Genomic DNA, 18,191 nt, shown 5'->3' with positions numbered 1-18,191 from the left:
GTATACGTATATATCAAGATTGGGAGGTCACTATGAAACGTATCATCTTAACCGGCGGCGGTACGGCGGGCCATGTTACTCCGAATATCGCCCTTCTTCCGCGTCTCAAAGAATTACAATATGATGTACATTATATCGGTTCTTACAACGGCATTGAAAAAGAACTGATTGAACAGTTCGGCATTCCTTACCATGGAATCTCTTCTGGAAAGCTGCGCCGTTATTTCAGCGTCCAGAATTTTACAGATCCATTCCGTGTAGTTAAGGGGTTGGGAGAAGCCAAGAAGCTCGTCAAAATATTGAAGCCAGACGTCATCTTTTCTAAGGGAGGGTTCGTTTCCGTACCGGTAGTGATGGCCGGGAAAAGACGCCATGTGCCTACAATTATTCACGAATCAGACATGACACCCGGTCTTGCCAACAAACTGTCCATTCCTTCTGCAACGAAAGTATGTTGTAATTTTCCCGAGACGTTAGAACATCTTCCCGCAGGAAAAGCCATCCTCACCGGTTCTCCTATCCGTCAGGAGCTATTGTCCGGAGATAGGTTCAAGGCCCGCGAGTTCCTTGGATTCCAATCGGATAAGCCTGTTATACTCATAATAGGCGGAAGCCTCGGTTCTGTTGCGGTCAATGACGCCGTGCGCTCCGTGCTCCCAGAATTATTAAAATCATATCAGGTTGTCCATCTGTGCGGGCGGGGCAAAATTGATGAATCTCTGAAGGGTTTAGAAGGTTATGCGCAGTTCGAGTACATTAAGGAGGAGTTGAAGGACTTGTTTGCGCTCACGGATATCGTCATATCGCGTGCCGGCGCTAACGCCATATGTGAACTGCTGGCACTTCACAAGCCCAACCTGCTTATACCTCTTTCCGCCAACGCAAGCCGTGGCGACCAGATTCTGAATGCCCGTTCTTTTGAACGCCAGGGATTCAGTGTCGTGCTGGAAGAGGAAGAACTGGACAAAGACATCCTTTTAGCCTCTATCAACCGTTTATATGAGCACAAGGATTCTTACATTGAAGCGATGAAGAAATCCTCTCAACAAAACTCTATCGATACAATCATAGATTTGATTGAATCCGTTGTAAACAAATAATTGGTTCCTTTATGTAACAGAATGCAGAAAACAGGTGTCACTGCGGCACCTGTTTTTATGCTTTGCTCAATAGTTCAAACTGGTCTTCATAGTTCTTCCTAATCCATTTCTTTGCCCGATATAACATACTATGCAGCACTTCCACAGATACTCCCATTATCTCTGCAACTTCTCTCTGTGATTTTTCAAGACAGTAAGTCAAAGTCACGGCTTCGTACCAGCGTTCATTCAAATGGTACAGTTCTCCAAAGATATGATTAGCAAAATCTCTATACTCTTTTTCCTGAAGCCTTTTCTCAAATTCATCTTCCGTGCTTTCCATCGTCCAGTCTTCATACATTTCGTCAGATAGAATCTCACGCTTACCATCCCTTTTGAAATTGAGAGACATATTTCTTGTCGACACAACCAGCCAGGACCTTACCGCGTTCAGGTTGATATGTTCCATTACCGTATATAATTTTACAAATACGTTCTGTGCTATTTCCTCTGCCGCGTGATGGTTCCCGGTATAACGTAATGCTGTCTTGTATACAATCTTTATATTATCTTCATAGATTGCATCAAATGCTACCCTGCCTATAGACTTGATTTCCACGTGTTCATCCTTCTTTTCTACTAGTTTATCTTAGACAGTATGTCCTGTACATCCTCATCTCTGAGCTCTCCCATCTTCCATCCGAGTCCTACCTGGTCATCTTTATGTCTTGGAATGAGATGCATGTGAAAGTGGAATACTGTCTGGCCTGCCGCCTCTCCATTGTTCTGTACGATATTATATCCGTCACAGTCCAATATATCTGTAAGCTTTGTTATCATTTTCCTTGCAAGGACCAGCACTTTGGCCGCTACCTCATCATCCAGTTCATACAGGTCCGCGTAATGCTCTTTGGGAATAATGAGTGCATGACCCTTAGATGCGGGGCTTGCATCCAGAATCACCCGGAAGTCTTCGTCTTCATACAGTGTGGCTGTCGGGATATCTCCATTTGCGAGCTTGCAGAATATACAATTTTCTTCTCTCATAATTATACCCTTCCTTTTTAAATAATGATTGATTATTTACACCGCCAATGCTAAACTGTTAGTTCAGAAAGGGCGGTAATTACTATGTTTACAGCGACAGACTTCGACAAATTACAACAAATCATGGACGAAAGTCCTGAGAAAAAAGAGCTTTTACAGAAGCTTCTCGACTCACAGAAGATGACCATCAGCAGTATCAGCCATGAAATCCGGAATCCCCTGACTCTTGTGTACAGCACATTGCAGCTCATTGAGTCACAACATCCGGAAGTCACTACATACAAATACTGGGACAGTATGCGTGCTGATATAGAATATATGACCCTTCTGCTGGAAGAGCTTTCCTCCTATAACAATGGTGAAGCGCTGCGTCTTTCCGCTATTGACTGTACGTCATTTCTAAGGCCAATCGTGCTCTCTTTCGCCGCCTCTCTGGCTGAATGCGATATCGAGTTCACATCAAGGCTGGAACCTGACCTGCCGGTTATCAGCGGTGACGCAGTAAAGCTGAGAGAAGTAGTTCTCAACCTTCTTCGTAACGCGAAAGACGCGGTAGGTTCGGATGGTTCCATCTATTTCCATGCTTTTGTGGAAGATAAGCTGCTTCATATCAGCGTCACAGATGATGGATGTGGTATCCCCCAAGAAGATATCGAAGGTATCTTTCAGCCGTTCGTTACGCACAAGCAAGGAGGGACAGGCCTTGGACTTGCCATCGGCCGCCGTATTGCATCGGCACACGGAGGTTCCTTAACTGTCATATCTGTTCCCGGCAGATCGACTGCGTTTACCCTTTCTCTTCCAATAGAGAAGGACACCTAACAGGAACCCTGACACGAGGCCTCCGATATGTGCCAGGTTGTCCACGCCTCCGCTGGTGAATCCATAATAGAGGCTGACTGCTACCATGAACAGTATGCCCCGGCCGGATATGTTGCCTATCCGGCCGCGGTTGCGGACTGCAACATAGAGAAGCGCCCCAATCACCCCGAAGATTGCTCCTGACGCGCCGGCTGATACTACATATTTCCCCGTCTGCAGATCACCGAACATTGACAACAGGTTTCCGCATAACCCACTGGCAAGATATATGATCAAGTATTTTATCTTTCCTATCTCTACTTCCAGATTCCAGCCAAGCAGTACAAATATCACCATATTGTTCACGAGATGTTCGAAGCCAAAATGCAGAAACATACTCGTAAACAGACGGTACCACTCTCCGCCTTCCATTATATAAGGCACATACATCGCGCCATGTCCAAGCATATACTCTGCGTCCTCCGTCATCCCTCCCATTGTAAGGATGAAGAATACGATTACGTTTACTGCTGCAATCACAGCCGTACAGGGCGCATCTACTCTGGTTTTTTTCATAATACTGTAATATTTTCCCTCTTTTAATATCATTCCTAGTATAACATACCTTTTCTAAATAGTAACTAGTGTATTTTTATAATTCTTCTTCCTCTATGTACAATCCGTCAAAATCTCCCCATTTTGGTTTCCTGTGTCTGTTCAGAAAGCGTTTGACCGGAGTCCAGAGGTTTTCAGTCTCTTCCATGATAGTGCCTGCCATCTCCTGCTCTGCAATCCAGTCATGTTCCTTTCTGTCGTATATGGGAGCCGCCTCCTGTGGCTGCTCCTTCTCCTGCTTCCATTCTTCAAACGTAGCTGTTTTCGCCGCTTCCATACAAGTTTCCGTCAGCTTTTCAAGGCTGTAATTCTCTTCCAGGACACCTTTGTGCAGAGCAAATACCATCTGTACGCAGGCAGCCTCCTTATAATCGGCATGCTTTACGAAATAATCGGCAAGCTGCTTCAGTGCATCCCATATGTCATGCTCTTCTGCCGGATAATAGCAGAAATAGAATGTCTCATCTTCATAAAATATATACTCCGGTTCCAATAAGATGCAGTGTATATTCAGCAGGTATTTCTCCGCCTCTTTTATAATTGCAAGAAGCTGGTGCAGAAACAGTTCCAAATCCCTGCTGTTTAATTTGCCACGCTCGTACATTGCTTTCATAGATACTTTACCGCTTACTTCATAATCGTATCTTGTCATGCCGTCAACACCCTGTCCTTGTATCTTTAAGAATCCCGGGACTGCATTAGCTTTCAGCATCCTTATCTGATAGTCTTCCCTGTATATGCCCTCTGATTCAATTGATATTTTCCGTTCCATACGCCTATCTTCCTATTCTCCTCATATCTCTTATATATTTTTCCGGTTCTGTAACCCGGGCTTTCTTGATGACAGACAGCCCCATTCCTCTCACGGATGCACTGGCAGTGACAACGACTGCAGTTTCTGATAGGCTGATGCCTGCATCTGCTCCCGGAAACAAAATACACTTCCCTGCGACTCTCTCCTGGAAGAGTTCCTGAAGCTCTCCCTCTTCTGCACCGCCTTCCTCGTGTGCTTTCGTGCTTCCGACTACGGCAGTCTCATAAGCCGCGCCTGAAATGATATTCTTATCATGAAAATAAAAGGCTGCGGTAATGCACTGCATGACCAGCAGCAGTATAACGGGCATTATAAAGGACATCTCTACCGTCATGCTTCCGTTTAGTCTTCTCTCTTTCAGCATATTAGCCAACTCCTGTCAATAGTACGAGAACATACCCTCCCGTGAGGAATGGATAGAACGGAAGGGAGGCATTTCTTTTGAAGCGCCCCGTTGCTAAAAGCGCCATCGCGGCGATGAGCAGGAGTGATAAGGCTCCCAGAAGTACGCCAAGCAGATTCCACATGCCCATATATAATCCGAGTACCAGTATCCCCCAGCTGTCTCCATAACCAATTCCCTCTCTGGTTACTTTGCTCATGAACAGGAAGAAGCAGCCGATACCTGCTCCTCCTAACAGAAGCCATATCTCAACCGTCCTGAATATGCATTGATACAATATGGCTGCTGCACCCCCCAGTATAAGGAATGCCTCAGGAACCTTTCGGAACATCACATCAGTCACTGACATCCCCGCCATAGCTCCGATACAGATAATCTGGCTCACTTTCCACACCGCTTACATGCCCCCTTTCCTGCCGCCTCTGACACAGGAACGGCGTATATCGTCCTCTTTAGCCCGCTACATCCAAGCGAGCCGTGGTACCTGTTTCCGGAATCTGTTATAAATACGGCTCCGGAACCAGCGCTGCCGCAGTGCTCACATGGATAGTACCTGCCCCCGCCTTCATTTCTAAGCTCAGGGATGTCCGCTGACTGCACCGGACGGATTGACAATTCCAGATGGGTGCAATGGTAATTCTCATGATATACAATTCCAGTCTCTGTTATATAGACCGTCTTCTCTCTATCACCACCGAATCCTGTCTTCTCGTAGCCGGTCCATCCTTTTATCTTCATTTTTATTTCATAGGATGGTGACGGCAGCTTTAATAAGGGAATGGGAATCCTTATCCTGTATTCTGCTGTCAGGCTGCAGATTCCCGTAGACGGTGACATCCATGATTTGGAGCAGCGGATACCGCTGCTCCCGCCTTCGACGATGCTCCTGTTCAGCCGGTCGGCACCCACTGCATTGACGATATCCGCTTCCAGCTTCGAAGGAACTGCAGCAGGCAGGACGTAGGCCTCTTTTGCAAGCTCCTTTCCTGCATACTGCACCCCGGATCTGACAGCAGTCTGTATGGCGGACATCTCCATGAGGTAGAAGAGGCAGACGACGGCAAGAAAAAATATAGGGACGGCCATGGCCGCTTCTACTGTAATACTTGCTTCCACAGAGGTGAATGCAGATACCCTCCCGGCATGATTATCATAGATTTTTTGTGAGGGGAGTCTATTATTCATGGTACGAATCCTTCTCCTTTCTTTGTATTTTGTGGTTGTTTTCTCTGTGTATGAATGAGAACCGGAAGGGTATCTGCATTCGCCTCTATCGGTAGCCGTAATAAGTAGAAAACTGGTAGGTAATCCCCCTTCTTAACGGACATTCTGTCTTGATTTCCACCCTGCTGATGCACTGGTCTGCCCGGAAAAAAGTGAGGCCTTTCTCCTGGCGCAGGCTTTGTTCCATCATATCAAGCGCCCGCATCCCCATGCTTTCCCTATCACCGAGAAACAGCAGCATCCTTATATATTCCCGGTAATCCAGCCCATCCTCTGCATCCCTGCCCTCTGTGTAGTCGGTATCCGTCCCCAGGGTCAACAGAGCCGAGAGCTGAAGCTGCCAGCTTTCCTTTGATTTTACGATTGGCACTTTACTGCCCTTCAGCAGTGCACGTATATCGACAAGTGTCTCCCCAAAGGCCCAGGCAAGCAAGATTCCCTGCGCGGCCGCCTCTGTCACAGCAGGCAGCGCAATCAGCGTGCACAGTGCCAGTGCTGCCGCCTCCGCCTCTGCCTTCTTCTGGCTGTCCGTCTGAATATATGTATAATTGGGTACAAATCTGAGCAAGAGCAGCTTCCGGACCGTCTTTTCCAGATTTTCTCTGTCACCGGGCTGTCCGTTTAAAATGTATTCCAGTTCATAATCCAGCGGACCTATCTTTTCATCCTTATCTGACGCACAGTCAAAATGCTCCAGCATATACTCTCCCACAAGAAGTTTGGATAGTGCGCCGTCTTGCTGCGCAGTATCCGAAAAATCCCCAAATCCTTTATTACGTGTTCTGTTTGAAAGCAGGTCGTCTTTGTGGACCGTCTTTTCCGACACTTGCATGTCTTTGGGGCATACGAGGTCTAACAGCGGTGTCTGTTTCAATTGCCTTGTATGTTCCAGCGGATTGTCCTCCCGGGGCAGCTCGGCCTCATTCTCCTCCAGCAGGCCATCCAGCGTATCCTGTGCCTCCTCGTCTTCCTGTTCATACTCTCTGGCTTTCTCTTCCTGCTGCCTCCATACCGCAGCCATCCCTGTCTTATCTTCCATTGCCGCGAGTCCGTATCTGTGGCGCATATAGGCGGCCATCTGTCCATAAAATGATTGGCAGCCGTTATCCGTGAGAAATTGGATCCTCTTGATTGCATGGTCCATCTGCCCGGCGCCATAGTATGCCAGCCGCTCTTTTATATTCTGTTCTGAATACGTGCCAGTCTCGTAACTGCCTTCCAGCGCAAAGATATCATATTCTTCAAGCAGCTCCTTCTGGTACTCCGCAAACAGGCACTCCACGGCTCTGTTCATGTCAGCCCTTCTGTAGTTCTTTGCATTCTGTATCGAAGCGCTCTCCAGCAAAGCCCCTGAAAAAGAGACCAGAAGAATAAAGACCAGGCTTAAGTATACTGTCACTTCCCCTTTTTTCATATGATTTCCTGCCGGCAGCATTCAGATGCCGGAACTTTCACTTGTAATTTTCTCAAAAATCGTCTGGACCAGACTTGTCAGCTGAGATTTGAAGATTATTACGAGACCTATCAAAACGACCAGAATCAATATGACTTCCACGACGCCAATTCCCTTTTTATCCTTTAAGACATGCATAATATACTGTATTCTCCACATCTTCATTCTCCTTTCTACATCTGCATAGATAAAAATGCCGGGACGACAACAATAACAAGCACGACCGTAAGCATGAGGAACATCGGAAGCAGCAGCTTCGTCCCCGCCTCTTCACCAAGCCTTCTGGCTCTTGCCTTACGTTCTTCGAATGCCTGGAGCGCATCCATCCTGAGCAGCTGTACGAGTCCTTTCGTCCCTTTTCTGAGGTTCTGTGACAAGAGCGCTCCGAACTTTACATATTCCTGTACCTTACAACGTCTGCCAAACCTTTCATAACTCTCGGCCTCTGTAACTCCGCTCTGCATCTCGTTCAGCGTTATCTTCATCTCTTCATAGGCGTACCGGATGCCCCTCTCTTCTATATGCTCCTCATAGTCTCGTACCATCTTTTTCCATGTATTCCTTACCGTCAGGCCTGCCCCGAGCAGCAATGTAAACTTATTCGCCAGCTCAGGATAGTCCAGAAGCATCTGAAGCCTTTTTTCTTTGTCCTTTTTGAATTCGTACTGTTTTTCCTGAGCGTAGAGCAGAATCGCTACAAGTACCGCCATGACGGCAAGTACCGCTCCTCTCATATTCATTTTGCGGTAATAAGAAACTACCTTATCGTCCATGGTATCCGGCAGATTCAGTTTCTTTTCCGTCCTCGTATCCTCCTCTGTCTGCTCTGCGGCATCTCTTACTTTTTCAGCAAGTTTGGCAGCGCCTTTCAGCTCTTTTGGATAGAGTATCGCCGTACACTGGTACAGGGCCTGGTTCTGAGGATCTGCCTTATATGTAAGTACGGCTTTCATGTTTATGATGCTCCCTTTCTCTTCCAGAGCCTCGTGCTGTAGCTCGCCGTATATATTCATGACATCATATCTGTCAAGCTCCCATTCTACCGCTATCGGTTCCCCTGGTATCTCCTGAATCAGCTCCATATCCTCTTCGATGTGGTCCAGGCTTTTATTGGTCCCGAGGATCCGCCGCTCCATCTGGCTGATGGCCCGGTCGAATACCTTCTTTATCTCCTCTGTGCCATACTGCTGTTCTTGTATTTCTAATCGGATAGGTATCCTGTCCCTGTCTCCCTGGATACCGATTTCCAGCTCCTCCGTCTTGCTTCCCCTGCCATAACGGTTCCTAGTTAACGTCCCGTCCGTCTCAGTGGCATACGCCTTTCCGTCTACTATGAGAAGGACTATTCCTGAAGCAAGCAGCAGGATGACAGCGATAACCATCAGACTTCTATCTCTATTATCCTTTGTCCAAGACAGCAGGCTCCTATATATGCTGCGAGGCATACCGTCATCACTCCTGTTCCTATTACATTTCCATACAAAGCTCCCATGAATTCAGGAAAGCTTAACGACATATATCCTATAATGATATAGGGTACTGCGGACATCACCTTGAACTCGTACTCCTTGGCCGCAAGAATGGTGTCTATTTCCCTCTTGACTTCTATCTTGTCGCCTATCTGCCCGGCCGTATTCTGAATGATGGCAACCATATCTCCTCCGCTCTTCCTGGCCGCAGTAAATACTGCCGCAAAGTTTTGCACGTCTTCTTGCCGTACCCGCTCCGTAAAGTCTCCCATAATCTGCTCCATAGGAACATGAATCCTTATCTGGGATACGATGATATGGAGCTCTTTGCGTATTCTGTCATCGTCACTGTATAAAAGCTTCAATTCCTTCTCTGTCTCTTTCCATGCATTTTCTACAGAATAGCCTGTGCAAAGCGACGACGATAAAGCCTGGATGGCATCCTTGAACTGGAGCTGGAAACTGCTGATCTTCTTTTGCAGGCATTCCCTCTTCCATAAGCTGTAGTGCCATAGCCACACCGGGGCCAGCAGAGGGACGGCGAGCACAGAACGGTAGTAGAGCCAGGCCGTCAGCACAGTCAGCAGCGTACTTATCAAGGTTCCCCGCGCATACTCTGCCGGTCTAATATCCTGCTGCCAGCAGCTTGTCTTTGCACGTAATTTCATGAATTCTCCTCCACTCACCCTGTATCTTTCCCTCTGTCACTTTCGTCTCTTCAAATCCGTACAACGGGCTAAGCATAATCTCACCTCCCTGATAATCCAGCACTTCTACTATTTCGAGCACTTTTCTACTTTTATCTCTCAGTCTTCCAAGATGGACGATAATATCCACTCCTGATGCAATCTGCCTCTGTATGGCCGGAAGCGGGAGGTCCATCCCCATAAGCACCATAGTTTCCAGGCGGCTCAGCATATCTTTTGGACTGTTGGCATGTCCCGTACTGAGGCTTCCGTCATGTCCGGTATTGAGCGCCTGCAGCATGTCTATGGCCTCGGCAGAGCGGACCTCACCGACGATAATTCTGTCCGGCCGCATGCGGAGCGCTGCTTTTATCAGATTGCGGATTGTAATCTCCCCGGTGCCTTCCACATTTGCATTACGCGCTTCCAGACGCACCAGGTTAGGTATATCCATTATTTTCAGCTCTGCATTATCTTCGATTGTTATAATTCTTTCATCTCCGGGGATGTATTGTGACAGTGCGTTTAAGAAAGTCGTCTTGCCTGAACCGGTTCCGCCGCTGATGAAGATGTTGTACTTTGCGGCGGTGAGAAGTGTAAGAAAGTCTGCCGCCTCACGGCTGACAGAATTCCATGCGATAAGCTGTTCCATTGTTATCGTATCCTTTGGGAACTTGCGGATTGTGACTATCGGGCCGTCAAGGGCCACCGGTGCGAGCACTACATTGACCCGTGCCCCGTCCGGCAGCCTTGCGTCCACGATGGGCGAAGCCTCATTGACTACCCGGTTGGCGCCAGACACGATCTGCTGTACTACATCCTCCAGCTTATCTCTGGACGTAAAGCGCTTATCCGTCAGAGACAGCCTCCCGTCCTGCTCGATAAATATGTTTTTCGTTCCATTTATCATGATTTCGGTAATGCTTTCGTCTTCCAGCAGCTCCTGGAGCAAATCCAGCTTGCGGAACGCATTGAATAGTTCTTTGCCAAGCGCAGTCCGCTCTCTCAGCGTGATATATTCCTGCATGCAGGCTTCCTGAAGTACCCTGTGGATAAGATCGGTAAGTTCCTCGTCTTCTATCTCTTTCGTCATATCCAGTTCTTCCATTATTCTGGCATGCAACTGCTCTGCCTGTATCATCCCTTCTGTTCCTTTCTGTTCAGTTTCTGTAATACATCTTCATAGCCGAGCAGCTGAAGCTCTGCTTCAAACTGCCGTACCTTCGCACGGCTTACTTCGTCCTCAGCTGCCGGCATATGTACTTCGGAGCAGAGCCGCAGTATATCATATACTCCCCGCAGCCCTTCGTCTACATCAAGAATAACCGTCTCATAGATGCTGTTCTCCACAATCTGCCGGATAAGGCCTGTCCATTCCTGCGGTGCAACTTCTTTCACATCGTCAGACACCGGCATCGGGTTCAGGTAATCCAGGTTCTTCATACGTCCGGTCATCGTCGACAGTACGAGAGGCAGATTCTTGCTTTCCTGCCTGGAATAGTACAGAACATCTGCAAGCGTATAGCTTGGATTCTCCTCAAAGAGTCCTCCTATGCCGCCGTATAGTTCCATGTTCACATATAATACGTCCGATTTTAAGGCAAGCTTCTGTCCGAGTTCGATTGCATAGCTCGTCTTACCTATCCTGTGCACCGGCGAGAACACTCCTATCAATGTGCCCGTGACCTTTTTAGCCGTCTGGAAATAAAGTTCTCCGGACTGGCCGTCTAAGCCACAGCAGCGGATAATCTCTGTCAGAATCGCTTCCCCGGGCTGATACTTCATCACCGGTATCTCATCTTTTTCCATTCGTTCCTGTCCGCTTACCGTCAGGATAAACTTCCTGTCTGCCGCTATACGGCCCCTTTCCTCTGAATCGCAATCTGCTGAAATGATAAGATAATCGATATGCTCTTCCCCCTGCATCGCCATGACATTTTGAAGACTTCTACATATATATACTTGAAAAGCAAGTTCCTTTCTCTTCATAAAGTACGATGCGAGTGCGGAGGCATATCCTTCCTCAGGGTCACAGATTACCAAACGCTTGCTGCCCACCAATACCTCCCTTTTTCATTTTCGTTAAAGAAATTCTTTGCCGAAACGGCTTTGAATTACAAGACCCGTTGAACTTAAGCAGTCCAGCAGGTGTAAATAAATTGAATCTATCAACCAGAACTAAAACAATCAGATACAAGCCATCAGATTTGACTTGTAGGACGATTATAACCGGACTTTGCTCTCTTGTCCATCTCTTTTCTAAAAATACTCAAACTTTGTGCAACCCTTACAAATTTTGGTAAAAGGTTATCCCGTAAAGGAGCGCAACTCCAGGAATGCCAAGGACTCCGGATGTCAAAAAAGTCACCGGATTCATTCCCACATGAAGAGAAATCCCCTTGCCTGAAAGAAACTCATTTACAAAGAATATTATTGCAATCCCAAGAATTGCCCGTATGATAAAATTAACGACAATATGCGGCCTTTCTTCCTGCATGCCAAAAGCCCCTTTATTCCTTCTCTTGTTTTCATATATATCCGGATGATAGGTATTTTATTCTCAAATAATGTCTATACTAGGTAAAAAGAGGACATAAACCTTATGTTGGAGGTGACCTATGAAACTTTTTCAACGAGGCAATGGGGCGGAGGAAGACATCTACAAAAGGCTATCCTTTGATCCCGACAGCAATACTCTTGTGGAAGAAATCGCCCAAGCCAGACAGGAGATTGAAGATGCGTACGAGAATTTCCAGAACGCTTCGGACCCTGATCTGATTGACTGCTATATCTACAAAGGCAACGCTGCATGGAAGCGTTACCGTTTCCTTCTGCGCCAGGCAAAAATGATTTAATGATGTACCTAAATGAAGACAGCCCTGTACCTTTTTTAATATTACTGGTACAGGGCTGTCTTTTCGGGCCATCTTATATTGTCTTATAATCTTACTGTCACTTCCCGCTCTGTCCTGTGGTATTGGTGATACCGGACTCCGGCTGCGTCGAACATGCGCATGGATGCTTTTACCGCGGTGGTGTCTTCGTATTTGTTGCAGTCATATATGACTTCTTTGATTCCGCTCTGAATGATTGCCTTTGCACATTCGTTGCACGGGAACAGCGATACATAGAGCTTTGCGCCCTCCAGGCTGCCCCCCCGGTAATTGAGTATGGCGTTCAGCTCACTGTGGACCGTGTAGACATATTTAGTCTCAAGCGGATCTTCTCCTTCCCTGTCCCAGGGAAATTCATCGTCAGAGCAGCCGATGGGCAGCCCATTGTATCCCATGGACAAAATCTTATTATCCTGGCTCACGATACAGCATCCGACCTGAGTATTCGGGTCCTTGGAGCGCATGCCGGAGAGCATGGCCACTCCCATGAAATATTCGTCCCAGCTGATGTAATCTTTTCTTTTGTCTCCCATACGGCTTATCCTCCTCGTATCGTATAAACGTTATTTTGTGCCGAATATACGGTCTCCCGCATCTCCAAGTCCAGGTACGATGTATTTCTGTTCGTTCAGATGGTCGTCCAGCGCACCGATGTATAAGTCTACATCAGGGTGTTCCCTTGTCATGCGTTCCACGCCCTCCGGAGCCGCGATAATGCACATGAAACGGATATTCTTCACGCCCTTGTCCTTCAGCATGCGGATGGCTGCTACGCTGGAGCCTCCTGTCGCAAGCATCGGGTCCACCACAAACACTTCCCGCTCGTCGCAGTCAGCCGGAAGCTTGCAGTAATACTCCACCGGTTCGAACGTCTGCGGGTCACGGTAGAGGCCGATGTGGCCTACTTTAGCGGCCGGTATCATATTCAGTATGCCGTCCACCATGCCGATGCCTGCCCTCAGAATCGGAACGACCGCCATCTTCTTGCCGCTCAGCTCTTTTCCTATCATCTCACAAATCGGTGTCGTGATTTTCACATCTTTCAGTTTCAAGTCTCTTGTGGCCTCATAGCACATCAGTGCCGCAATCTCTCCGACAACGGCCCTGAAGTCGCGGGACCCCACATCCTCTCTGCGTATATAGCTTATCTTGTGCTGAATCAGCGGGTGGTCCATCACCTGTACATTTGACATGTTGCTTTCCTCCTCATTCGTCATTGGATATTTATCACATGATGCCCGGCGGCCTTCAGAAGCCTGTTCATAATTGCACTTCCAATCCCCCCTGTGGCAAATGATTCGCTGTAGATATAGTCCACCCCGTCATCGTCAAATTCCCGCAGAACCGCGTAAAGACGGCTGGCAATGGTGGTCTCGTCTTCTCTTGTTCCTATAATCTTTACATCACCTGACGTGTAGGCGGAACCGGTCTCTTCTGTGCCTATGATGCCGACCTTGTATCCTTCCGCCAGTCTCAAAGCCGTAAGCCTGTTGATTTCCTCCGCCACTTTCTCAACCGGGCCTTCTATGACGGCCAGCTTTGCAGCAGGGGCATAGTGCCGGTATTTCATTCCCGGCGCTTTTGGAGCCTTATTGCTGTCAGCGGTTATGAGCGTATGATCAACTGCTACCGTGCCTATCAGTTCCGTTAGCATTTCTTCTGTGACCGCCCCCGGACGCAGTATCATCGGAGGCTCTACGGTCATATCGAGAATCGTAGACTCCACTCCTATCTCGACAGGGCCGCCATCCACTATCATCTCTATCCTGCCATCCATGTCTTCATTAACGTGCTGCGCCGTCGTCGGGCTCGGCCGCCCGGAGGTGTTGGCGCTCGGCGCAGCGATAAAGCCGCCGCCTGCATCAATCACTTTTCTTGCTATCTCATGGCTCGGCATCCGTACTGCCACTGTTTCCAGCCCGCCTGTGGTCCCATAGGGCACAATGTCTTTCTTCTTAAATATCATCGTCAGCGGACCAGGCCAGTGCCTATCAGCAATCTTAAACGCCGCCGGTGGAACGTCGCGGGCAATCTTGTCAAGCGCATCCATATTGGTTATGTGCACAATGAGAGGGTTATCCGACGGGCGCCCCTTCGCCTCATATATTTTTGCCGCCGCCTCTTCATTGAGCGCATCTGCCCCAAGTCCATAGACCGTCTCCGTAGGAAATGCTACAAGCCCGCCTTTTTTTAGAATATCCCCGGCTTCCTGAATCATACTTTTATTCATCTGTTTTTTATCTATTTTTATTATTTTTGTCTCCATGAAGATAATTATACTACACTCTACTGTGACAGACAAGTTTGGATTCCTTGTACGATCGCGTCGGCCAGCTTATCCTGATATTCTTCTGTTACGAGCTTTGCAGCCTCCTCGGGATTGCTCAGGAACCCGCATTCTACTATGATTGTAGGAACCTCTGTCCTCTTTAGCAGATAATATGTATCATTGGCCTTCGCCTGCCTCGTGTTGTCTTTATCTACTGCAAGCAGCGCCTTCTGCATCAGTTCCGCCGTATTCTCCCCTTCCTTTGAATGGCTGTAGTAGAATACCTGTGCTCCCCGGATATCCGCATCCTGATAGCTGTTCTGGTGGATGCTTACTACCATGGCCGGCTTCGTCTCGTTAATCAGCTGTACTCTCGCCTTCATATCCTGGACTTTCTTGTTAGAGTCCCCCTCTTTCGCCAGTGTCGTGTCATCTTTACGGGTCATGACGACCTTGATTCCGTTCTTCTTCAGCCTCTTTTCGACTTTTTTCGCTATCGCCAGGTTGATGTCTTTTTCATTTGCATCGTTCACCCCTATCTTGCCGGGATCATTTCCTCCGTGACCGGAATCGATCACTACCACCTGTTTCCCTTTCTCCACCTTGTCTCCCGATACATACTTTCCGATATTTCTGCTGACCGTTATAAGTCCTGCGAGCAGCAGCACGAGAAAAAGAAACTCCACTTTTTTGCGCAATAAAATACCTCCTGTCAGTCTATATTGGTTAAATATATGACTGACCGAGGTATTTTATTTTTATGTGGCAGGAAAATCGTCTGTAAATCTCCTGCCGCACTTCATTTTTAATTTACATACTTCAGTATCAGCTGCCATACGTTCGGATCTTCCAGGCCCAATGCCCATGCGGCAGTGCCCGCCAGCTTGTTCTGCTTCATAAGTTCCAGCTTCATCTCCAGCGATTTTTCATCTTCCAGCCAGATTTCGTAAGTCACGCCTCCGCTTTCCCATCTGGCATAGTTCTGCTTGGCGGTATCATCCCACGTAATCTCCGCACCGGCCTGTGACACGACTTCTTTTGCTTCTGTCATTCCATAGGCTTTGCTTTCCACCTTCATAGCGTACTCGCCTTCTTCTGTGCCTTTCTGGCTGGCAAGCTCCTCCTCTGTCTTCGGAGTCTGCTCCCAGAGTCTTGTAAAGAACGGGATGCCGCTGATTACCTTGTCTGCCGGCACTTCTTTCAGCGTCTCCGTTATTCCTTCTTTCACAAAGTCATAAGACGCTACCGAGCCTGCTTCCGGTGAACCGGCATAATGCTCATCATAACCCATGATTACGACATAATCTGCCACGATTCCCTGCTCCTTGCGGTCATACTGCATATTGAAGCCCTTCGGTACATAGTTGTCCACTGAAAGGACAAGTCCGTTCTGCCTGCATCGTACGGAGAGCTCACGGATAAATTGTATATAGTGTTCTCCGCATTCTTCCGATATCTTTTCAAAATCCACATTGATTCCATCGATGTTGGACTGAAGCGCCTCTGCCACCAGCTGGTTGATCAGCGTCTCACGCTTGGACGTATAGCTCAGCAGCGCATAACTCTCGTCGTAAGAGTTGATGCCCCCGTCAAAGTCCCGTATCGTCGCCCAGACTTCTATGTTCGCCTGGTGTGCGTAGTTGACGTAATCTGTCGAAGCTATGGAATCCATATTCCCATCTGTATCCTTCACGTGGAACCATGTCGGCGCAATTGTCGTCAGACCCTTGCTCTCTGCAATCTTCTGCAGAACGCCGCTGTTGGCGTCACTGTTGGTCACGTTGTGCCATGCCATGTTAATCGTGTAGTCCTTGGATATGTTCGTGAATTCCTGTTCTTCAAACTTTCTCGTCACGTTCTTCTTCTCGGCATCTTTGAGCGCGCTGTTCTTAATGTAACCGATAAATCCGTTCTTCGTGCGGACTTTTTTCCAATTTTCTTCGTTTTCTATGACAGTGACTTCTTCACCCTTTTTTATCTCTGTAAGAATCGGGCTCTTGACCCCGCCCTGGTATCTTACCTGCGTATCCTTCTTGACTTCAGCCACCGTATGTTCGCCCCAGTCGCCGACGATAACGACACGTTCCGGATTATCATACACTTCATAATCGATGTTTGTATACTGCTGGACAAAGTCCAGAGCTATATAAGCCGTGCTTCCTTCTGTTTTTAATATGACATAGTCTTCGCTGTTCTTGTCTTTGGAGACGGTATAATCCTTACTTCCCACTTCTACCGACACCATATCCTTCGGCAGCGTGTATAGGAGTATATTCTCGTTAGGGTCCCAGTAAAATCTGCTGTTGATATAGTCACGGACAATCTCATACTGGATATAGGCTTTGCCGTCTGCTATCATGCCTTTTGGCTCCACCACCTCGTTATTGACTACAATAGCCAGCTGTCCTTCTTGTTCTATTCCATAATATTTATCCAAATTAGCCTTTTCTTTGGAAGGGCTGTATCTCTTCCACAAAAATACTGCTGCTATCGCCGCTATTATTAATATAACGGTAAGGCATATCCGTATGCCCAGGTTTCTCCTTCTGCGCCTTTTTGTCTGTGGCCTTCTGGCTGCCGGCCTTCTGTTCGCCGGTCTTCTGTTAGGATTCCTCGAAGCCTGGCTCCTTCCCGACTGGCTTCGCGCCCCCTGCTGCCTGGAGCCTTGCCCTCTTATGTCCTGTCCTCTCGCAGTCTCGCTCCTGTGGGTCCGTTGTCTGTCCGGATGTTCTTTACTCCCAGACCGATCCGAAGCTGTGCGGCTTCTTCTTTGTCTATCATCCATGCTGCACCTCCTACTAGACCCTATTATAGCAATAATTGCGACACTCGTCATTAACTATTTCGACATTTTCTTATTATTTTGAGGGGTATCTACGGCCGCAGTTTCCTCCTGCAGCCCAACATGATGAAAGCACACTTCTTTAATGTCCCCTTCTTCATCCAGAACATAATCTCTCATATACGAGATATCCTCCCTCATCATATGAGCTTCTACAATCTGCATCGGGCTGGCGGGGGCGCCCTCCATAGACAGGCTGACACCGTCCTTCTCATAATCTGCAAGCTCATGATATAGATATTTGTAAATCTCATTTTTCATCTCTTCGTATCCTCCGATAACATTGCGATGATAGCTACGGCTGTATGCGCATATACTGTTAATACGCGGCCAGAGGAAATGCTTCGTGATACATAGGCCATATATGCGGACCCGCTGTGTAAAAATAGAAGATAGTTCTGCATTTTGTTAAAATTGAATTGTTCCTGGTAATCGTCTGATATTGTCGTATCCTGGTTGTTTGTGAAATGTCTGCCTGAGCCGGCAATGTAACTTATCTGATTTGCTGTTGATAGATTCTTAAATAGAGCTTACATTGAGAATTATTTGAAAATACTTAAAAAAGTCTCCCTCCTTTGTTCTAAGAACGTAGCTA

General features: G+C 47.6%; 22 protein-coding genes and 1 pseudogene. 3 read left to right on the top strand and 20 right to left on the bottom strand.

Annotated elements, in window-relative coordinates; genetic code table 11:
• The first annotated feature begins 32 nt into the window (after positions 1-32).
• Entirely contained in the window at positions 33-1,100 is a 1,068-nt protein-coding gene (locus HJV72_RS03710; RefSeq protein WP_208068766.1) for an undecaprenyldiphospho-muramoylpentapeptide beta-N-acetylglucosaminyltransferase, read from the top strand.
• 55 nt (positions 1,101-1,155) lie between these two features.
• Here HJV72_RS03710 and HJV72_RS03705 read toward each other — a convergent pair whose 3' ends face one another.
• Complete coding sequence (locus tag HJV72_RS03705) at positions 1,156-1,698, bottom strand: RNA polymerase sigma factor (RefSeq protein ID WP_208068764.1); 543 nt, start codon at positions 1,696-1,698, stop codon at positions 1,156-1,158.
• Between the two features lie 20 nt (positions 1,699-1,718).
• The gene (locus HJV72_RS03700; protein ID WP_208068762.1) at positions 1,719-2,126 is read right to left on the bottom strand and encodes an HIT family protein; all 408 of its coding nucleotides are present in this window, start codon (positions 2,124-2,126) and stop codon (positions 1,719-1,721) included.
• An 84-nt stretch (positions 2,127-2,210) separates the two neighbouring features.
• On the opposite strand from HJV72_RS03700, the gene HJV72_RS03695 reads away from it, so the two are divergent.
• Positions 2,211-2,948: a sensor histidine kinase gene (locus HJV72_RS03695; RefSeq protein WP_208068761.1), complete on the top strand. Its 738-nt coding sequence runs from the start codon at positions 2,211-2,213 to the stop codon at positions 2,946-2,948.
• Here the strand turns inward: HJV72_RS03695 and HJV72_RS03690 are convergent.
• The 12 genes from HJV72_RS03690 to HJV72_RS03635 all read right to left on the bottom strand — a co-directional run bounded on the left by HJV72_RS03690 (position 2,877) and on the right by HJV72_RS03635 (position 12,088).
• Positions 2,877-3,503 carry a rhomboid family intramembrane serine protease gene (locus HJV72_RS03690; protein ID WP_208068760.1) on the bottom strand — a complete coding sequence of 209 codons (627 nt, stop codon included), beginning with the start codon at positions 3,501-3,503 and terminating at the stop codon, positions 2,877-2,879. The two genes, HJV72_RS03695 and HJV72_RS03690, sit on opposite strands and share 72 nt — an antisense overlap.
• A 76-nt stretch (positions 3,504-3,579) precedes the next feature.
• The gene (locus HJV72_RS03685; protein ID WP_208068758.1) at positions 3,580-4,314 is read right to left on the bottom strand and encodes a DUF6382 domain-containing protein; all 735 of its coding nucleotides are present in this window, start codon (positions 4,312-4,314) and stop codon (positions 3,580-3,582) included.
• A 4-nt stretch (positions 4,315-4,318) separates the two neighbouring features.
• Positions 4,319-4,720: a TadE family protein gene (locus HJV72_RS03680; protein ID WP_208068756.1), complete on the bottom strand. Its 402-nt coding sequence runs from the start codon at positions 4,718-4,720 to the stop codon at positions 4,319-4,321.
• Position 4,721: 1 nt separating this feature from the next.
• Positions 4,722-5,153, bottom strand: a complete 432-nt coding sequence (locus HJV72_RS03675; RefSeq protein ID WP_330618761.1) for a prepilin peptidase — start codon at positions 5,151-5,153, stop codon at positions 4,722-4,724.
• On the bottom strand, positions 5,141-5,944 hold the full coding sequence (locus tag HJV72_RS03670) for a TadE/TadG family type IV pilus assembly protein (protein ID WP_208068754.1): 804 nt from the start codon (positions 5,942-5,944) through the stop codon (positions 5,141-5,143). Before HJV72_RS03670 ends, HJV72_RS03675 begins: the two co-directional genes overlap by 13 nt.
• Before the next feature lie 85 nt (positions 5,945-6,029).
• Positions 6,030-7,397 carry a DUF5702 domain-containing protein gene (locus HJV72_RS03665; protein ID WP_208068752.1) on the bottom strand — a complete coding sequence of 456 codons (1,368 nt, stop codon included), beginning with the start codon at positions 7,395-7,397 and terminating at the stop codon, positions 6,030-6,032.
• 21 nt (positions 7,398-7,418) lie between these two features.
• Entirely contained in the window at positions 7,419-7,595 is a 177-nt protein-coding gene (locus HJV72_RS03660; protein WP_084002688.1) for a Flp1 family type IVb pilin, read from the bottom strand.
• Between the two features lie 14 nt (positions 7,596-7,609).
• Positions 7,610-8,818: a hypothetical protein gene (locus tag HJV72_RS03655; RefSeq protein WP_208068750.1), complete on the bottom strand. Its 1,209-nt coding sequence runs from the start codon at positions 8,816-8,818 to the stop codon at positions 7,610-7,612.
• Complete coding sequence (locus HJV72_RS03650; protein WP_208068748.1) at positions 8,818-9,573, bottom strand: type II secretion system F family protein; 756 nt, start codon at positions 9,571-9,573, stop codon at positions 8,818-8,820. Before HJV72_RS03650 ends, HJV72_RS03655 begins: the two co-directional genes overlap by 1 nt.
• The gene (locus HJV72_RS03645) at positions 9,530-10,732 is read right to left on the bottom strand and encodes a CpaF family protein (RefSeq protein WP_208068746.1); all 1,203 of its coding nucleotides are present in this window, start codon (positions 10,730-10,732) and stop codon (positions 9,530-9,532) included. The genes HJV72_RS03650 and HJV72_RS03645 overlap by 44 nt, the downstream gene beginning before the upstream one ends.
• Positions 10,729-11,649, bottom strand: coding sequence for a hypothetical protein (locus HJV72_RS03640; RefSeq protein WP_208068744.1), 921 nt, complete (start codon positions 11,647-11,649; stop codon positions 10,729-10,731). The genes HJV72_RS03645 and HJV72_RS03640 overlap by 4 nt, the downstream gene beginning before the upstream one ends.
• Positions 11,650-11,878: 229 nt before the next feature.
• A complete protein-coding gene (locus HJV72_RS03635; protein ID WP_066581097.1) occupies positions 11,879-12,088 on the bottom strand; it encodes a pro-sigmaK processing inhibitor BofA family protein in 210 nt (69 codons plus the stop codon).
• A 121-nt stretch (positions 12,089-12,209) separates the two neighbouring features.
• Between HJV72_RS03635 and HJV72_RS03630 the strand changes: the two genes are divergently transcribed.
• The gene (locus HJV72_RS03630; protein ID WP_208068742.1) at positions 12,210-12,446 is read left to right on the top strand and encodes a YaaL family protein; all 237 of its coding nucleotides are present in this window, start codon (positions 12,210-12,212) and stop codon (positions 12,444-12,446) included.
• Between the two features lie 83 nt (positions 12,447-12,529).
• On the opposite strand, the gene HJV72_RS03625 is transcribed toward HJV72_RS03630, so the two are convergent.
• The 6 genes and pseudogenes from HJV72_RS03625 to HJV72_RS03600 all read right to left on the bottom strand — a co-directional run bounded on the left by HJV72_RS03625 (position 12,530) and on the right by HJV72_RS03600 (position 17,857).
• Positions 12,530-13,018 (bottom strand): deoxycytidylate deaminase, encoded by a 489-nt coding sequence (locus HJV72_RS03625; RefSeq protein WP_208068740.1) that lies wholly within the window; start codon positions 13,016-13,018, stop codon positions 12,530-12,532.
• Positions 13,019-13,048: 30 nt separating this feature from the next.
• Positions 13,049-13,678, bottom strand: coding sequence for a uracil phosphoribosyltransferase (upp, locus tag HJV72_RS03620; protein ID WP_208068738.1), 630 nt, complete (start codon positions 13,676-13,678; stop codon positions 13,049-13,051).
• A 23-nt stretch (positions 13,679-13,701) separates the two neighbouring features.
• Positions 13,702-14,751 (bottom strand): annotated as a pseudogene (locus tag HJV72_RS03615) (L-threonylcarbamoyladenylate synthase); the annotation flags it as partial.
• 20 nt (positions 14,752-14,771) lie between these two features.
• Positions 14,772-15,452: an N-acetylmuramoyl-L-alanine amidase family protein gene (locus tag HJV72_RS03610; protein WP_208068734.1), complete on the bottom strand. Its 681-nt coding sequence runs from the start codon at positions 15,450-15,452 to the stop codon at positions 14,772-14,774.
• 107 nt (positions 15,453-15,559) lie between these two features.
• Positions 15,560-17,539 (bottom strand): glycosyl hydrolase family 18 protein, encoded by a 1,980-nt coding sequence (locus tag HJV72_RS03605; RefSeq protein ID WP_243765503.1) that lies wholly within the window; start codon positions 17,537-17,539, stop codon positions 15,560-15,562.
• Positions 17,540-17,593: 54 nt separating this feature from the next.
• Positions 17,594-17,857: a hypothetical protein gene (locus tag HJV72_RS03600; protein ID WP_208068732.1), complete on the bottom strand. Its 264-nt coding sequence runs from the start codon at positions 17,855-17,857 to the stop codon at positions 17,594-17,596.
• Between the last annotated feature and the right edge of the window lie 334 nt (positions 17,858-18,191).

This window comes from Extibacter sp. GGCC_0201 (genome assembly GCF_017566055.1).
In the GTDB taxonomy this organism is placed as follows: domain Bacteria; phylum Bacillota; class Clostridia; order Lachnospirales; family Lachnospiraceae; genus Extibacter.
Note: the sequence above shows the minus strand (reverse complement) of the source record. Positions and strands in the feature narration are given on the sequence as shown.

Bases quoted from the DNA above. Each gene is read 5' to 3' on its own strand.
- HJV72_RS03690 (WP_208068760.1), bottom strand. From the start codon at position 3,503: ATGAAAAAAACCAGAGTAGATGCGCCCTGTACGGCTGTGATTGCAGCA.
- HJV72_RS03700 (WP_208068762.1), bottom strand. From the start codon at position 2,126: ATGAGAGAAGAAAATTGTATATTCTGCAAGCTCGCAAATGGAGATATC.
- HJV72_RS03680 (WP_208068756.1), bottom strand. From the start codon at position 4,720: ATGCTGAAAGAGAGAAGACTAAACGGAAGCATGACGGTAGAGATGTCC.
- HJV72_RS03635 (WP_066581097.1), bottom strand. From the start codon at position 12,088: ATGCAGGAAGAAAGGCCGCATATTGTCGTTAATTTTATCATACGGGCA.
- HJV72_RS03600 (WP_208068732.1), bottom strand. From the start codon at position 17,857: ATGAAAAATGAGATTTACAAATATCTATATCATGAGCTTGCAGATTAT.
- HJV72_RS03710 (WP_208068766.1), top strand. From the start codon at position 33: ATGAAACGTATCATCTTAACCGGCGGCGGTACGGCGGGCCATGTTACT.
- HJV72_RS03645 (WP_208068746.1), bottom strand. From the start codon at position 10,732: ATGATACAGGCAGAGCAGTTGCATGCCAGAATAATGGAAGAACTGGAT.
- HJV72_RS03665 (WP_208068752.1), bottom strand. From the start codon at position 7,397: ATGAAAAAAGGGGAAGTGACAGTATACTTAAGCCTGGTCTTTATTCTT.
- upp (WP_208068738.1), bottom strand. From the start codon at position 13,678: ATGTCAAATGTACAGGTGATGGACCACCCGCTGATTCAGCACAAGATA.
- HJV72_RS03660 (WP_084002688.1), bottom strand. From the start codon at position 7,595: ATGTGGAGAATACAGTATATTATGCATGTCTTAAAGGATAAAAAGGGA.
- HJV72_RS03650 (WP_208068748.1), bottom strand. From the start codon at position 9,573: ATGAAATTACGTGCAAAGACAAGCTGCTGGCAGCAGGATATTAGACCG.
- HJV72_RS03625 (WP_208068740.1), bottom strand. From the start codon at position 13,018: ATGGGAGACAAAAGAAAAGATTACATCAGCTGGGACGAATATTTCATG.
- HJV72_RS03695 (WP_208068761.1), top strand. From the start codon at position 2,211: ATGTTTACAGCGACAGACTTCGACAAATTACAACAAATCATGGACGAA.
- HJV72_RS03670 (WP_208068754.1), bottom strand. From the start codon at position 5,944: ATGAATAATAGACTCCCCTCACAAAAAATCTATGATAATCATGCCGGG.
- HJV72_RS03605 (WP_243765503.1), bottom strand. From the start codon at position 17,539: ATGGATGATAGACAAAGAAGAAGCCGCACAGCTTCGGATCGGTCTGGG.
- HJV72_RS03685 (WP_208068758.1), bottom strand. From the start codon at position 4,314: ATGGAACGGAAAATATCAATTGAATCAGAGGGCATATACAGGGAAGAC.
- HJV72_RS03655 (WP_208068750.1), bottom strand. From the start codon at position 8,818: ATGGTTATCGCTGTCATCCTGCTGCTTGCTTCAGGAATAGTCCTTCTC.
- HJV72_RS03630 (WP_208068742.1), top strand. From the start codon at position 12,210: ATGAAACTTTTTCAACGAGGCAATGGGGCGGAGGAAGACATCTACAAA.